Raw genomic sequence first — 16,468 nt, 5'->3', positions numbered from 1 at the left:
AGGCCACGTTCTGTCAATCCCGATCCGGCTCGGCTCCCGTCTTCAGCGACACCGCCGTCGTGCCGAGCCGGGGTATCGGTACCGGCAGGGAGCCATCAGCCCCGGCGCACAATGCGGCGCCCACGCTACCGAGGTAGTCGGCGGACATGGCTGCGGTGGAGGGGAAGCCCGGGGTGAGTCGGCAGGTGACATGTTCTTCGGCGAAGGACTGCAACCGCACGAGCAGACGTCCCGGTTCCGGCACGGTCAGACCGACGATCCGCACGCGCGGGTCGTCGAGGGCCAGTAGTGCGTAGGAGGTGTCGGGAACCGGTTCGGCCGCCCGGGTTGCTCGTACCGCCACCAGGGGCCGACTGCCGACAGCGGCGGTGCGCATGCCCAGCACCGCACCGCCGAGGGCAGGTGCGTCCTCCCATCCGACGCTGTAGCGGAAGACGTGGTCGAATGCCTGCTCCGAGGGGAAGTTGGTGTCCCAGATGTTGTTGTGGACCCAGGAGAACACCGTCCCCGGCTCTTCCTGCGCCAGTGACTGCGGATACGGCACATAAGGGATGGCGACGCCGCCCACCTGGATCAGCGGTGCGTCCTGGGTGGCCAGCGCCGCGCTTGCAGCGTCTTCCTGGAGGCTGACCCAGCGGCGTACCGCCCGCATGTGCCGGGCCGAACCGGGCACGGTGGGCAGCCCCGTCCCGGTGACTCCGCCGGTTGCCTCCATCCGGACGACCGGGGCGCGCATCGCGAAGGGGAAGGCGAAGAACGCGCTCTCCTTGGTCAGGGTCGCGGCCTTGTCGATCCGGTTCTCCAGGTCGATCCGCGCACTGGCGCGCGGCAGATGGACCTTGACCCGCAGCCGTCGGGTGCCGGCCGGGGCACATTCGTAGATCAGCGTCTCGCCGGTGGTGTCCGAGGTCCGTTCCACCAGAGCCGCCGGAGGAGCTGTCCTCCGCGTGGCAAGCAGGTGCATCGACTCATCGGCCGTGGTCTTGCTCGACTGGTGGTTGAACCCGCCCGCCGTGGCGTACTCGTCGTAGAGGTACCCGTTGAAGCCGACGGTGGCGTCCTGGCGGACCAGTTCGCTCCCTGTCCGCTTGTCCAGGATCGAGTCGATGCACGCGGACGCCAGGTCGACGTGGACGCGCAGGAACTCGTTCTCCAGGACCGTGGAGGCATCGGCCGGGGAGCCGCCCTCCGCCGGCAGCCCGGCCGAGGCGGCGGGGGCGGGCTCGATGTCCACCCGTACCGCTCCGTGAGCCGGTATGCCGGCCGGCCGGAACAGCAGGAAGCGGCCGGCCGCCCGGTGGAGTTCGTTGCTCTGCTCCTCCTCCGTCACCTCCAGCGGTGTGCCGTCGCGGGAGTCGATGACCCGTACCGCGTCGGCGAGGGGCACAGTGCTCTCGGGGAGGAAGAGCCGGACCGTCTCGGAGCGCTCCCAGCTGCACGTGTTGACGACGTAGTACCCGGCGAGCGTGCCTTCGCGGGGGGCCAGCCGTTCTCCCAGCGCCGCACTCGCGGCATCCAGCAGGGTGTGCGCCCCGTCGTGGGCGCGCAGGGCCTGGGCGTACTTCCAGTGCCACTGCCTCTCGCCCGAGGCATGACCGTGGTCGCCGTGCGTCCAGGGGTCGCCGGCACCCCAGGTGTGCTCGTTGAACAGGGAGGCGGCGCGGTACACCTCGGGTGCTGCCCCGGTGATTCCGGCTCCGCCCGGTGCCCCCATGATCTCCGCGTGACCCGCGAGGGTCTGCGCTTCGGCCAGTGCCGCCTGCCCGTCACGGGTAGCGGCCAGCGGCACGGCCCCCGCGCCTACGCCGTCGACCCACCAGTCCGTCCAGTCGCCTTCGTACGTCTGGATCTGCTCGCCGAGCCGCTCCTCGGCGTCGATGAAGAAGTCCTCGTTGCGCGAGGTACGCAGGGCGGGGTAGGCCCACTCCTCGTTCCACCGGCGTACCGTGTCCGCGATGATGCGGCGCGGCGGTCCGTTGTCCGCGAACTTGCCCAGGACCCGGAGGTGCAGGATGTCCCACGGGTACGGGTCGCCCTTGAACTCCTCGTCCAGGATGGGGAACCCCGGGATGCCCCGGCCCTCATGCGGGTACTGGTGGTTCGTCATGGCCGTGAGGTAGTTCGGCAGCAGGTCGTCGACGCGGTCGAAGGATTCGTCGAAGCCGATGATCGAGCCCTCCATGTAGGCGAGGCCGTGGGGCGTGTCCGTGCGCCACACCAGCACCTCGCGCCCGCTCGGCGCCCGCCAGCGGAACAGGCGTGGCAGGTCCTGGCCGCCGACGTGGTGCGGCACTGCGCGCCCCGCCCAGTTGTGGGCGACCGACAGATAGCGGATTCCGCTGTCGGCGAGGACGTCGGGCAGCCCGACGACCTGGCCCGGCACGTCCGTCTGCATCGCCGTGGTGATGTCGATGCCCTCCCGCTCCCGCAACTCCCGTATTGGGCGTAGCAGTTCGTGTAGCTCGTCGGTGGAGCAGGTCTCGGTGTGGAGGTTGAAGGGCATCGCGGTGAGCTCGATGCGCCCTTCGCGCACCCGGTCCAGGAACTCCGCGACCAGCCGCGGCGGCCGGTTCTGCGACCAGTTCTCATAGCTGAAGTGGCCTTCGACCGCCCAGCGGAACTTCGACTCGTCGGGCAGGTCGTCGGTGGTGCGGCACAGTTCGAGGAGGGAGTCGAGGTACTTGCGCCCCTCGGCGAGCACAGTGCTCTGCGGGTCGGTGTAACCGATGTCCAGATGGGCGTGCTGGACCAGGTGCAGCGTCCAATGGCGCTGCGGGGTCAGCAGTACCTCGACGCTGTCCGTGTCGGTGAGCTCAGGCAGCTCGACCAGGACCGGCGTGCGCGCGTCAACCTCCGGAACCAGCAGCCGCGTGTCCGCCCCCGGCCCCGGAAGGACGTCGCAGCGCAGGGCGCTGCCGGTGAGAGTGGTGACCCGGGCACGGGTGAGTGGCCGGTCCGCAGTCACGCGGACGGACTGGAGCAGGCCCCCGGTGCCGTCGTGGCGCAGTAGCGGTTCACAGGAGAGCCTGACCCGGTGTCCGCCGAGGTCACCCTCGGCGGACACCGCGCGCTCGCGCAGGATGTCTCGGGCCATGTTCGAGTCCCACCAGGAGGGACGGGCAAGGTCGGGGCGGGGCATGGGAGAGGTCTCCACTCGTGTGTGGTGCCGGGAGGTGCTGCTCAGGCGTGCGGGAGGATCAGGAACGGTCGGTGGCGAGACCGGCGAAGATCTGTACCATCGCGGACTGTTCGAGTGTCTCGGCCTGCGCGGCCGGGGCGTGGTCGCCACCGCCGGAGGGCTGGAATCGGAACAGTCCGTCGGACGGTGTCCGGTTCTCCTTCCAGGTCTCCTCGGCGTAGGTGGCAGCGGCCGTTCGGTAGGCACGGTCGGGCCGCACCTCGTTCAGGATGCGCAGGTTGTCGAAGTAGAAGGCGTTGAAGATCGCCGGCTGGTCGTGCAGCCGGTCCCCCTCCTTCCAGTACGCGAGGGAGCCCTTCGCGTCCTCGACGGCGCGGTCGAGGTAGCTCGGATCCCCGGTCGCGCGGTAGAGCGTGGCGGCGGTGCCGATCATCGCGCCGGAGTTGTACGACCAGAGGGTCTCGTTCACGCTGCCGTCGTCGTCGCGGCTGTTGTCGTACAGGCCGGGGGACCGGCGCAGGCACGACCAGTTCCACTCGTACCACTTCTTCGCACTCGCGAGGAACTCGTCGTCGTGGTCGATGGCGTAGAGCTCGGAGGCCAGCTGGGCGGCCAGCCCCGTGACGTTCGCCGCGCGCATGGTGTTGTCCGGCGAGTCGACCCAGCGCATGCCTCCGGGGCACGGCTTGGCGGGGTCCTCGTCCCAGCCCCGGCTGACGACCGAATAGGTTTCCAGCGCCCGGTCGAGGTAGGCCTCCTCGCCGGTCGACCGGTACTGGTCCAGGAAGGAGAGCCCGACCACGGCGTTGTCGTCGTAGAAGACGTCGCCGCCCTGGCCAAGAGGGGCCGGCAGATAGGAGTCGTACCCGGGCCTGCCGTCGCGGGGGTCGAAGTACAGCCGCAGTGCCGTGAAGCGCTCGGCGGCATCGCGCTCGTAGCGGGCACCGACGCGCGGCAGTTCGGACATGTCGACGGTGGCGGCGGCCGCCTCACGCAGCGGCCAGAGGTAGGAGTGGGGGTTCTCCCCCTCCTTGCGCGGCGTCTTCTCCAGGTACAGCCCGTGTTCCTGCGAGCCCTGGTAGAGGTGCTGCTGCAAGGAGTCGTAGGTGACCTCGGCGCGGTGGGCCCAGGTCGAGGGCGCGGTCTCCTCACGGTCGGCGGCGGCGGCAGGACTCGCCCACAGCGCCCCGGAGAGGACGGCGAGGGACAGCGCGGCGCGTACAGGTGTCTTCACCATGGTCTGCCTTTCAAGAAGGTGGATCGGCGACGGGCAGCCGGTTGAGGCTCAGCCGTGCAGCTTGAGGCTGCTGACGAAGAAGCGCTGTGCGGAGAAGAACAGGACGACCGTCGGCAGCGAGACCAGGAGTGCCCCGCCGAGGACCACCGGCGGTCCCACATTGGAGTAGTTGCCCTGGAGTTCGGCCAGCGCGGCCATGACCGGGCGGATGTTCTTGCTGGTGGACAGCGTGATCCCGAAGAGCAGGTCGTTCCAGACGGCGACGAACTGGAAGACGAAGGCGGCCACCATGGCGGACCTCGACAGTGGCACGTGGATCTGCCAGAAGATCCGCCACCAGGACGCACCGTCCATCCGGGCGGCCTCGATGATCTCCGGTGCCAGCGTCAGCGCGAAGTTGCGCATGATGAAGTAGGCGAACGGGATGGCGATCGCCACGTACACGAGGAACAGCCCGAACTGGGCGTCGTAGAGCCCTGTGTCGGCGTAGGCGAGGAACAGCGGGCGCAGGAAGACCTGGAGCGGCAGCAGGGTTCCCGAGTAGATCAGCCAGAACCACAGCGTCTTGTGCCTGACCGGCATGATGACGGTCGCGAACGCGGCGGTGGTGGCCACCACGATCGCGGCGGCGGCGCTGGTGACGGCGTAGAGCAGGCTGTTGCCCATGGAGGGGCCGAGATCCGCCTTCGTCCAGGCCTGCGACATGTTGTCGAAGAGACCGAAGCCCTGCGGCCACCAGTGCGGCGTACCGCCGTAGTCGGCAGCCGGCACCAGGGCATTGACCAGCAGCAGCCAGGTGGGCAGCGCCCAGGCGACGGAGATGACCACCAGGGTCGTGTTGCGCAGGATCCGGCCCGGCGTGGGCCGCGTTCGCGGGGCACGGGCGGGTGTGCCGGGGAGGGTGGGCATGATCAGTTGCCTTTCGGGGTCAGCTGACGCCGCAGATACAGCCACGAGGTGAACAGCACGATCGTGGTGAGGACGACCGCCACCGCCGCGCCCGCGCCGGGGTGCAGAGCGAGGAAGGTCTCCTGGTACATCGAGACCGCGAGCGTCTCGGACTGCCGGCCGGGCCCGCCCTGGGTGAGCACCCAGATCAGGTCGAAGGACTTGAGCCCGTTGACCAGGCTGGTGCCGACGACGATCACCGAGACGGTCCGCAGCTGGGGCAGCACGACGAACCAGAACTTCCGCCAGCCCGTCGCACCGTCCAGGGACGCTGCCTCGAGGGTCTCGGGCGGGATGGTCCGGAGGCCGACCATGAAGAGGATCACCGCGACGCCCGCCGACTGCCATGTGTTGGCGACGATCATCACCAGCGTGTTGCCCGGCCACTCCAGCAGCCAGCCCTGAGCGAGTGAGCCCATGCCGAACGCCTTGAGCACCTGGTTCGCGGCGCCGTCGGTGTTGAGGACGAAGTTCCACACCACCGCGACGGCCGAGCCGGACAAGGCGTAGGGAAGGACGACGATCAGCCGTGCCGCACGGGACCATCCGGCGCCGTGCGTGACCACGGCGATGGCCAGGCCCAGCACGAGCGGCAGTGCGACCGTGCCGACCACCCACATCAGGGTGTTCTGGATCGAGCGGGTCAGCACCGGGTCGTTGAGGAACAGGGCGTAGTTGCCGAGACCGGCGAATCCCGAGACGCGCCTGTCGTCGAAGAAGCTCCGGTAGACGGTCGTGGCGAACGGGAGCAGCAGCAGGATGCTCACCAGGAACACGGCAGGAGCCAGGAACCCGGCCCCGGCCAGTCTGTCCCGTATTCGCCGGGCAGGCCGGGGCGTGGGCGCGGTGGGGCCCGGCCCTGGAGAGATGTGCGGCCCGGGGGGCGGGGGCCGGCGCTGGTCGAGGGAGGAACTCATGCCTCGTCCCTCTCCCACGCGGCCCACTCCTCGGCTGCCCGACCCGCCATGCTGCGCAGCGTGCTCTCAGGGGAGGAGGCCCCGGTCATAAAGCTCCCCAAGTCGTCGGTGTTTCCCTGGATGAGGTTGGGCGGGCCCGACTCGCCATAGCGCGGCAGCAGCGTCCAGTGCTCCCGCAGCGCACGGTCCTTGAGACCGGCCATCACCGGGTTGCCCGGCCGGGACCGTGGGTTGGCCGAGGCGTCCTGGAGGAAGTCGGTCCACACCTTCTGGACCTTCGGGTCGAGCCAGTTCGCCGCGTTGGCCATCGCGGCGTCGTGCGAGACGGCCTTGCGCGGGACGGCGAGCACCCCGGACTCGGTGATGACGGAGCGGCGGGTGGAGGACTCGACGGGAGGCATGACGAAGGCGTCGAAGTCGACACCCGGCTTCATGCCGGTGGCGGCGAGCCCCTGCGACTGCCAGGAACCGTGCAGGAACATACCGACCCGCCCGGCCTTCAGCGCCGCAGGGCCGTTGTTCTGGTCGAAGTCCGCCGGCGTCATCCAGCCCTTGCGCATGAAGTCCTGCCAGATCTGCAGGGCTTTCATCGCCTGGGGGTCGGTATAACGCGCCTTTCCGCTGATCAGCTCCGTGTAGAACGCGGGATCCACCTTGCTGACGAGCTCCTGGAACCACTCGTAGGCGGGCCAGTTGCCGTTCTGTGTGGCGACGAACGGGATCACGCCCGCCTTCTTCAGCACCTCGGCGTTGTGCAGCAGCTCCTCCCAGGTGCCGGGCGCCCGGAGGCCGTGCTTGCGGAAGAGGGCCGTGTTGTAGAACAGCACGTAGTACGACTCGTAGAGCGGGATCCCGTACACGGAGCCTCGGTAGGACATCGACTCGCGGGTCTGGGACGTGACCCAGCCCCTGCGTTCGTAGTCGGCCCACATGGAGGAAAGATCGCTGAGCTCCCCGGTGCGGGCCAGCGATTTGAGGAAATAGCCCGAGGCCCACTTGATCATGTCGGTGGCTTTGGTGGTCTGCAGTGAAATCTGCGTGACCTGCCTGTACGACGTGGGGTTCGGGTTGGACAGTGGCCGCAGCGCGTAGCCGGTGAGCTTCTTCAGCTCTCGCCCGGCCGTCACATAGCCCTGGTCCCAGGTGGCGTTGTCGTTGGCGAGCGAGGTGGTGCCGGGCTTCACCGCGGTGCTGTCGCCGCGGGCGCAGCCTGCCAGCATGGCCGCACCGCCCGCTCCGATGCCCGCCAGAACGCTCCGGCGGCCGAGCGGGTGGGACGACCACTGTGTCGCCCCGCCGATTGATCTCATGGGTTCCCTTCCCTTGGGACCCCGGCAGGGATCCCCGGCTCTGGGGTGTGGTGGGTGAGGGGGTACGGCCCTCAGAGAGATCTCGCCGCACCGCACGGCATCGGCGGTTCGGATTGCCAGGATGTTAACGACACCATGGGGCCGAAACAAGGCTTCCTGACGAAAATTCGCCTGCAACCCATATCTAGCAGTGGTTATGCCTGGCAGTCGCTCACTTGCCTTGTCCACTCTGAATGTTATCGATACCATCCCCTCGGTCGCCCGCTCACTCTTCAGGAGTACCTGTGCACTCAGAGCCCCGCCCTTACGAACGCAACCCCCGCTATCCGGCCACCGGTGCCGTGGTCACCGGGTGGAACGACGCTGTCGCGACCCTGCCCACGCGACCGGCCGTACTCGCCCTGGACGGGCCTGCGGCTCTGGACTGGCACGAAGCCGCCCAGGGGATCGCCACCGCCCTGCGGGAACGGTCCATCGAGGTTGCCGTTCTCGATGTGCGAGAGCGCTGGTCATCGGCAGCCGTCGAGCGGTTGTGCGTCCCTGACGCCGAGTCCGACGCGTTCTTCCTGCCGCTCGCCGAGTTCGAGGTGGCCGACCTCTTCGACGGCCGGCCGGCCGTCGAACGCCCCACGAGCGGCATCCTGCTGGTCTTCGGCCCCGGGGCCGCCCTCTGCTCGCCCGATCTGCTCTGGTGGGCGGACCTGCCCAAGCGGTACGCCGAGAGTGCTGTCGCCTCCGGAACGCTGCCGGTGGGCGTCAACCTCGGGCGTCCGCACGCAGCGGGCGACCTGCGCAGCCTCTTCTACACCGACTGGCCCGTCACCGACCGTCACCGTGATGCGCTCGCGTCCAGGATCGACCGGTGGATCGACGTACAGGACCCGGGGGCCCCTGCCTCCCTGGACGGCGAGGCGGTCCGCGCCACCCTCGCCGGCCTCGCCCGGCAGCCCGTACGCACCCGCCCCTACTTCAACTCGACCCCCTGGGGCGGCCAGTGGGCTGCAGAGAAGCTCGGCTTCGAGCCCGGCAACGGCAACACCGCCCTCGGCTACGAGCTGATCGCCCCCGAAGCGGGCGTCCTCGTCGGCCAGGACACCGGGGCACTGGTGGAACTGCCCTTCCAGCTCCTGTGCGTCCTGCACCCGGAGCAGTTCCTCGGCACGGACGTGCATCAGCGCTACGGCACCTCGTTCCCCATCCGCTTCGACTACCTCGACACCGTCGGGGGCGGCAACCTCTCTCTGCACTGCCACCCGCAGGAGCAGTACATGCGGGAGACCTTCGGCTGGCCCTACACCCAGCACGAGACCTACTACGTCACGGCGAGCGATCCCGGGTCCCGGGTCTTCCTCGGGCTGCGGCAGAATTCGGACGTGGACATCCTGCGCAAGGAAGTGGAGGCGTCGGCGACCAACGGCACACCGCTGCGCGTCGAGGACCACGTCCAGACGTTCCCCGCCGATCCCGGCCAGCTGTTCATGATCCCGGCCGGCACCCCGCACTCCTCCGGGGCGGGCAACCTCGTGCTGGAGATCAGCGCCACGCCCTACCTCTACTCGCTGCGCTTCTACGACTGGCTGCGCCGCTCCACCTCCGGAGTGCCCAGGCCGCTGTCCCACCGTCATGCCTTCGCCAACCTCGACACCGGGCGGCGCGGCAGCGAGGTCGTCGAGGACCTCGTCCAGCAGCCACGCCTCCTCCGCGAGGGCGCGGGCTGGCGCGAGGAGGTCATCGGTGCCCTGCCCGAGATGTTCTACGTGGTCCACCGCTTCGTACTCGACGGAACGGGGCCGGCCGACGACGACACCGAGGGCCGATTCCACATCCTCAACGTCGCCGCCGGTGACGGCGTGGTGGTGGAGACCGCAGACGGCCGGCGTCACGACCTGGCCTTCGCCGAAACTCTCACCGTGCCGGCCGCAGTGGGAAGTTATCGACTCCACCCCGTCGGCGGACGGCCCGTACAGGTCGTCAAGTCCTTGGTGACACCGTCATGACCCGGGTGCCCGTACTGGAGATCGGCGGTACCCATGTCACCGCCGCCCTGGTGGACATGACGACCGGCCTGCCGGTCGCCGGTTCGGTCATCCGCAGGCCTGTGGCCGCCGATGCCGGTGCCGCGGAGATCCTCGACTGCTTCGCCGAGGCCGCCCGGCACATCGCGGCACCCCACCGGACGCGTTGGGGCGTCGCGGTACCGGGGCCGTTCGACTACACGGCCGGCATCGGCAGATTCCGGGGCATCGGCAAGTTCGAGTCGCTGCACGACATCGACGTCGGGGCGGAACTGCGCGATCGGCTGCCGCACGCGCGCGCCATCAGCTTCCTCAACGACGCGGACGCCTTCGCCATCGGGGAGCACCACAGCGGGGCCGCAGCACTGCGGAACCGGTCCGTGTGCGTCACGCTCGGTACCGGTGTCGGATCCTCGTTCCTGCACGACGGACGCCCCGTGACCGAAGGCCCCACCGTGCCGCCGGGAGGCCGCGCCCACCGCATCACCGTCGACGGACAGCCGCTGGAGGAGGTGGTCTCGCGGCGGGCGATCCGCGCGAGGTACGCAGAGGCGGCAGGTCTTGACGGGCGGGCCGAGGGCCCGGACGTGAGCGCGATCGCCGCATCGGCCCGCAGGGCGGACCCGCACGCCGTGGCTGCGATCAGCGGGTGTTTCACCACGCTGGGGCGTGCCCTGGCACCCTGGTGCGCGGTGTTCCGGCCGGACGTGATGGTCGTCGGCGGCTCCATGGCCGCGTCCTGGGACCTCATAGGCCCCGAGCTGCGCGCCGGACTCACCACCGGGGCCGGGGCCGCCGGGCCGGGAGCGGAAGCCGTCGTCGCCGCGATGGACCTGCGTACCGCCCTACGGCCCGCCGACGCACCCCTGATCGGCGCCGCCCACTGGTCGCTGGCATGCCGGACGGAGGGTGACCCACCGGAGCCCGGCCTTCCGGCGGCCGGACCCGTAGCCTCTGACGCCCACCGGGCTGCCCGGCCGTGAGGACGGCGCCGCCCCGCGACAGGGAGCCGCCGGATCCGCCCGCCGGGTCGGACGGCGCCACCGGCCGGGCACTCTCTACAATGACGGCTCCTGCGGCTTCGGCAGCCCACCGACGGCACAGTTCCCCTGACGGCACGAAGGAAGGACCGGCCGTGGCGCAGCATCGACCGAGTGGCGTCGCCACGCCGACGATGCGTGACGTCGCCGCCCGTGCCGAGGTCAGCGCGATGACCGTCTCCCGCGTGCTCAAGGACGACCCCCGGGTCACCGAAGCCACCCGGGAGCGGGTGATGAGCGCCGTCGACGCACTCGGCTACCGGCGGAACGAAACCGCTCGCCGACTACGGGTCGGTGGCAGCGGGATGATCGGTCTGGTCGTCACCAACCTGGCCAACCCCTTCTACTCGCGGCTGGCTCTCGGCGTCCAGGAGGTGGCGTACGAACACGGCCTGCGGGTCCTGCTCGGCAACACCGGCGAACAGGTCGACCGGGAGCGAGGGCTGGTGGAGGACCTGGCGTCCCGCCAGGTCGACGGGATGATCGTGGTACCGGCGGGCGGCAGTCACCGTCACCTGGCACCAGCCGCGCTGCGCGGCATGCCGATCGTCCTCGCCTCCCGGCCGCCGGCGGGGATGGACGCCGACTGCGTACTGGTCGACGACTTCGGCGGAGCGGAAGCGGCCACCGGGCGGCTGATCGAGGACGGACACCGGCGGATCGGGTTCCTGGGGAACCCGCCCGCGCTCTACACCGGCGCCGAACGCTTCCGCGGCTACTGGGCCGCCCATGAGGCGGCCGGCCTGGAGCCGGACGAACGCCACATCCGCCGCGGACTGGCCGACGTCGCCACGGCCGAGCGCGCCGCCGTCGCCTTGCTGCGGGAGCCCGGCGCCCCCACCGCCCTCTTCTGCACCAACAACCGGCTGACCCAGGGCGCCATCCGGGCCGTCCGCACCCTCGAAGTCCCGGTGGCCCTGGCCGGTTTCGACGACTTCGACCTGGCGGACGTCCTCGGGCTCCCGTTGACGATCGCGTCCTACGACGCCGACGAGATCGGGCGCAGGGCCGGCCAGATGCTCATCGACCGCATCAACGCCGGCCCCGACAACCCGCTGCCCGCACGACGCTCCGTGGTCCCCACCGAAGTCATCCGGTACGGGATCAACCGACCGTAAGCCTCGCACCGTCCGCCCGTTTCCGGGACACCACTGCCATTCGACGTGCCGACGGACGGACCTGCCGCCACTCGCGCGGAACTTTCGATGGAGTCTCCATGCACGACGACCGCACGCTGACCGAACGCCGGCTCGCCCGGGTACTCGACCAGCGTCTCAGGCCCGCAGTCCACGTCAACTCCCTCCCTCTGGAGGTGAGCGTTCACCACGTCTCCGGCGAACCGGTCCCGGTGAGCGAGGGAATCTCCGGACCCCACAAGCCGATCAGCATCGGTGAACACTGGGGCCCGGCCTGGTCCACCAGTTGGTTCAGGATCCGTGGCACCGTCCCTGCCGACTGGGTGGGTGAACGGGTCGAAGCGGTGCTCGACCTCGGCTTCGGTTCCACGCAGCCCGGCTTCTCCGCCGAGGGGCTCGTGTACCGCGCCGACGGCACCCCCGTAAAAGCCCTCAACCCGCGCAACACCTGGCTCCTCGTATCCGAACGGGCGGAGCGGGGCAAAGACTTCGAGTTCCACATCGAGGCTTCCGCCAACCCGCTGATCTTCGACTTCGACGCCGCGGGCGACCCCTTCGTCCCCACCCGTGCCGGCGAAGTCGCCCCCTGGCTGCGCGCCGAGGGGCCCAGCGGTCATGTCGGTGAACCGCTGTACCGGCTGACCCGCATGGATCTCGCCGTCTTCGACGAGACGGTCTGGGAGCTCGTCCAGGACCTCGACGTCCTCTCCGGGCTCATGCATCAGCTGCCCGAGGACTCCACCCGCCGCAGCCAGATCCGGTACGCGGTGAGCACAGCCCTCGACGCGATCGATCTCCAGGACATCGGCGGCACCGCCGGACAGGCCAGGACACTGCTGGCTCCCGCGCTCTCCGCGCCGGCACACGCGAGCGCCCACCGAATCTCGGCCGTCGGCCACGCGCACATCGACACAGCCTGGCTGTGGCCGGTGCGCGAAACCGTCCGCAAGGCGGCCCGCACCGTCTCGAACGTGACCGCGCTGATGGACGACCACCCCGACTTCCGATTCGTCATGTCACAGGCCCAACAGCTGGCCTGGCTCAAGGAACAGCGCCCCGAGGTGTACGCCCGGGTGCTGGAGAAGGCGGCGACCGGGCAGTTCCTGCCGACCGGCAGTCTCTGGGTCGAGCCCGACACCAACCTCTCGGGCGGCGAGTCCCTGGTCCGTCAGTTCGTCCACGGCAAGCGGTTCTACCTGGAGGAGTTCGGCGTGGAGACGCGGGACATGTGGCTGCCGGACACCTTCGGCTACAACGCCGCGCTGCCACAGCTCATGAAGCTCGCCGGTATCGACTGGTTCCTCACGCAGAAGATCTCCTGGAACACCACGAACGCGTTCCCGCACCACACCTTCTGGTGGGAGGGCATCGACGGCTCTCGGGTGTTCAGCCACTTCCCGCCCGTCGACTCGTACAACGGCGACCTCTCCGGAGCCGACATCGGCCACACCGAACGCAACTTCCGCGACAAGGGGGCTGCCAACCGCTCCCTGGTGCCGTTCGGCTACGGCGACGGCGGGGGCGGCCCCACCCGCGAAATGCTGGCGCGTGCCGACCGGCTCACCGATCTGGAGGGCTCGGCAAGGGTGGAGATGGAGGGGCCCGCCGACTTCTTCGCCAAGGCCCACGAAGAGTACCCCGATGCGCCGGTCTGGGTCGGCGAGCTCTACCTGGAACTCCACCGGGGCACCCTCACCAGCCAGCTCGCCACCAAACAGGGCAACCGGCGCAGCGAACACCTGCTGCGGGAGGCGGAACTGTGGTCGGCCACGGCCGCGTTGCGGACGGGGGAGCCCTATCCGTACGCCGCGCTCGACCGCATATGGAAGACCGTTCTGCTGCACCAGTTCCACGACATCCTGCCCGGCTCCTCCATCGCCTGGGTGCACCGGGAAACAGAGAGCGCCCACCAGGAGGTCGCCCGCGAACTGAACACCATCGTCGACACCGCCCAGCGCGCCCTGGCCGGGCCGGCAGACGCCGATGGCGGCAGCGTCGTCTTCAACGCTGCCCCACACAGCCGCGACGGGGTGCCGGCACTCGCCGGCGCCCCCCGCAGCACACCACCGCGGACGGCACCCGTACGACCAGGCCCCGACGACAGCCTCGTCCTGGACAACGGATCGGTGCGGATCACGGTCGACGCCCGCGGCCTGATCACGTCCGCGTACGACCTGACAGCCGGGCGCGAGGCGCTCGCCCCCGGTTCGGTGGGCAACCTGCTCCAGCTCCATCAGGACTTCCCCAACCAGTGGGACGCCTGGGACGTCGACGCGTTCTACCGCAATACCGTGCAGGACCTCACCCTGGCCGACGAGGTCACGGCCCACGACGACGCCATCGAAGTCGTACGGAGCGTCAACAGGTCGCGCATCCGGCAACTGCTGACCCTGCGGGAAGGCGCCCGCCGACTCGACATCGACACCACCATCGACTGGCGGGAGCGCGAGAAGATCCTCAAGGCCGCGTTCCCCTTCGACATCCGGGCTGGTAACTCCACCAGCGAGATCCCCTTCGGCCATGTCCGGCGGCCCACCCACTCCAACACCAGCTGGGACGCGGCCCGCTTCGAGATCTGCGCTCACCGCTTCCTGCACCTGGAGGAGCCAGGCTGGGGAGTGGCGCTGGTCAACGACTCCACCTACGGCCACGACGTCACCCACGATGTCCGTCCCGACGGCGGCACGACGACCACCGCCAGGCTCTCGCTCCTGCGCGCACCGCTCTTCCCGGACCCCGACACCGACCAGGGCGAACACCGTTTGCGCTACGGCCTGGTGATCGGCGCGGACATCGGTGACGCCGTCCGCGAGGGCTACCGTTTCAACCTTGCCGAACGCGCCGTCGTCGGCACAGCCGTTGTCGCCCCTCTGGTCGAAGTCGACCACAGCGGTGTCGTGATCGAGGCGGTCAAGCTCGCGGACGACTGCTCGGGAGACGTGATCGTGCGTCTTTACGAGTCGCTCGGCGGACGCGCCACGACGATCTTGTACGCCGGTTTTCCGTTGACCACCGTCGCAATGACCGACCTGCTCGAACGGCCCTTGGCAGAAGGATCCGAGCTTCCCGTCACATCCGACGGCGTTCCGCTCGTGCTGCGCCCGTTCCAGATCCTGACTGTGCGGCTGACTCCACGCGCCTGACCAAAGTTCGGCGGGGGCGGTTGCATTCGCTCCCGCCGCCCGCCGGAGCCCGGGACGGCGGTTACCGTGACGGTTGCCTCAACGGAGTTCGGTGGGATCTCCACCACCTGCATCACTGGGCGGCGTTCACCCACCAGGGCAATCCGGCGGCGAGCGGCCGGTGAGGCGCCCTCCCGGTGCGCCCCGCAGTGGCCGGTTTCAGGCCGCGGCTTCACGCGGACTACCTTGCGTCGCGCCGCCGCCGCGCGCGCTCGAACTCAGCGGTATCCGACATCCAGGAGCCGTGCTGTTCGAGTGCGGCACAGCCGCCGCGGACGAAGGCGCTCACCAGCTTCCGGTACCCGCTGATCCCGTCGACCAGGCTGTACTCGACCCGGTACTCCGGATCCGACCCGCCTTCACCCTCGTGCGCCGTCCTGATCCGGGCGATGGAATCCGCGTAGAAGTGGAGTTGGATCCCTTCGCCCATCTCCTCGTCCTCAATGGTGAACACCTCGTTGTCCGCGGCAGAGCGATCTCCGACGAACGCCCAGAACTCCGCGGTGGCGGTGCGGGGGCCGGCCGTGAGCCACTGCTTCTCGACGCCCTTGTCGTCGGTGAACGACAGGATCGTCTTCCTCGCACTCTCGCCGAAGCCGACGCGGTCGCCGGCAGCCTCCCCGTCGTCGTCCATGGGCGTGCTCCTGGAGCGGTCGGCGGCCTCCGAGCAGATGAGGAAGCTCACGGTACGCACCGCGTCATCGACGAGCTCAGGGTGTGCACGGCGCACGGCCGCGTCGCCCGTCGTCGCCATCCGATCCCAGTCGCGCTTGTCCGTGGCGCGCTTTCCCCGTCGCGGATCGCGGCCGATCCGTATCCCGGCGCACGCCTGCTCCGCAGCGGCGATCACACGCATGACCTCCGGCAGCAGCGCGGGGTCGACGGCATCGGGCGTCCGCCTCGGTACCGTCGAGCCGTGCAGATACTGGCCCGTGTACGTCAGGATCGCGGCGTCGAGCGGACCGAGTACTGTTCCGCGCTCGGCACGACGGCGGTTCGCGTGGTACTCCTGAGCTCGTCTCCCGTTGGACGTCTCCGTCGCCGTGCGCATCGCCGCGCAGACCTGACCGCGCTCGAGCAAATCGATGTCGGCCCCATGGGCGATGAGCCGTCCCCTGTCCCACCGGATGCGCTGGAAGAGCGCGTCGACGTCCGCGGGCGCGGAGAGGAGGATCGGGTCCAGGAGCGCGACGGCAGCGTCCTCTTCGAGCTGTCCCCGGGTTCCGGCGGCGTCGCACAGCGGAAGGACCGCACTCCACAGCAGCAGGTGTCTGGCCAGGTCCTCCCGGATCACCGCAAGATGGGCTTCCCTGATCGAGAACGTGAACGTGCGCGGCGCGTGGTTGGCGTCGGCCCCGGCGCCGAGCATCAGCTTCAGCTCACCGTCCTCACGGATCACGCTCGGGATCCAGCCGCCCTCGCGCGTGAAAACGACGTCTCTCATGTACTTGGTCTTCCCCATCGGACGAGACGAGCGAGTAGGGAGCACGCTCGTCATGGTCGAGCCAGACGGTTGTGCCCCCCCGGGCCCACGGCGGGCATCA

The 16,468-nt window shown here is 69.6% G+C and carries 10 protein-coding genes; 4 read left to right on the top strand and 6 right to left on the bottom strand.

Going from position 1 to position 16,468, the window contains the following annotated elements; translation table 11 throughout:
* Nucleotides 1–13: 13 nt before the first annotated feature.
* The 5 genes from ACIREO_RS27220 to ACIREO_RS27200 are packed head-to-tail and all read right to left on the bottom strand — an operon-like array spanning nt 14 to nt 7,551.
* The gene (locus tag ACIREO_RS27220) at nt 14–3,139 is read right to left on the bottom strand and encodes an alpha-mannosidase (protein ID WP_404114773.1); all 3,126 of its coding nucleotides are present in this window, start codon (nt 3,137–3,139) and stop codon (nt 14–16) included.
* 58 nt (nt 3,140–3,197) lie between these two features.
* Nucleotides 3,198–4,376, bottom strand: coding sequence for a glycoside hydrolase family 76 protein (locus ACIREO_RS27215; protein WP_404114772.1), 1,179 nt, complete (start codon nt 4,374–4,376; stop codon nt 3,198–3,200).
* A gap of 48 nt (nt 4,377–4,424) precedes the next feature.
* A complete protein-coding gene (locus ACIREO_RS27210; RefSeq protein ID WP_404114770.1) occupies nt 4,425–5,285 on the bottom strand; it encodes a carbohydrate ABC transporter permease in 861 nt (286 codons plus the stop codon).
* Between the two features lie 2 nt (nt 5,286–5,287).
* Nucleotides 5,288–6,241, bottom strand: a complete 954-nt coding sequence (locus tag ACIREO_RS27205) for a carbohydrate ABC transporter permease (protein WP_404114768.1) — start codon at nt 6,239–6,241, stop codon at nt 5,288–5,290.
* Nucleotides 6,238–7,551 (bottom strand): ABC transporter substrate-binding protein, encoded by a 1,314-nt coding sequence (locus tag ACIREO_RS27200; RefSeq protein ID WP_404114766.1) that lies wholly within the window; start codon nt 7,549–7,551, stop codon nt 6,238–6,240. The genes ACIREO_RS27205 and ACIREO_RS27200 overlap by 4 nt, the downstream gene beginning before the upstream one ends.
* Before the next feature lie 284 nt (nt 7,552–7,835).
* Between ACIREO_RS27200 and ACIREO_RS27195 the strand changes: the two genes are divergently transcribed.
* The 4 genes from ACIREO_RS27195 to ACIREO_RS27180 all read left to right on the top strand — a co-directional run bounded on the left by ACIREO_RS27195 (nt 7,836) and on the right by ACIREO_RS27180 (nt 14,885).
* Entirely contained in the window at nt 7,836–9,548 is a 1,713-nt protein-coding gene (locus ACIREO_RS27195) for a class I mannose-6-phosphate isomerase (protein WP_404114764.1), read from the top strand.
* Nucleotides 9,545–10,549, top strand: a complete 1,005-nt coding sequence (locus ACIREO_RS27190; RefSeq protein WP_404114762.1) for an ROK family protein — start codon at nt 9,545–9,547, stop codon at nt 10,547–10,549. The genes ACIREO_RS27195 and ACIREO_RS27190 overlap by 4 nt, the downstream gene beginning before the upstream one ends.
* Nucleotides 10,550–10,740: 191 nt before the next feature.
* A complete protein-coding gene (locus ACIREO_RS27185) occupies nt 10,741–11,724 on the top strand; it encodes a LacI family DNA-binding transcriptional regulator (RefSeq protein ID WP_404115087.1) in 984 nt (327 codons plus the stop codon).
* 98 nt (nt 11,725–11,822) lie between these two features.
* Nucleotides 11,823–14,885: an alpha-mannosidase gene (locus tag ACIREO_RS27180; protein ID WP_404114760.1), complete on the top strand. Its 3,063-nt coding sequence runs from the start codon at nt 11,823–11,825 to the stop codon at nt 14,883–14,885.
* A gap of 220 nt (nt 14,886–15,105) precedes the next feature.
* Here the strand turns inward: ACIREO_RS27180 and ACIREO_RS27175 are convergent, their stop codons facing one another.
* Nucleotides 15,106–16,368 (bottom strand): DUF6357 family protein, encoded by a 1,263-nt coding sequence (locus tag ACIREO_RS27175; RefSeq protein ID WP_404114758.1) that lies wholly within the window; start codon nt 16,366–16,368, stop codon nt 15,106–15,108.
* Nucleotides 16,369–16,468 lie beyond the last annotated feature (100 nt).

The sequence above is a fragment of the Streptomyces sp. NPDC102441 genome, assembly GCF_044765585.1.
GTDB lineage: Bacteria > Actinomycetota > Actinomycetes > Streptomycetales > Streptomycetaceae > Streptomyces.
This window is presented reverse-complemented; position numbering and strand designations above follow the sequence as displayed.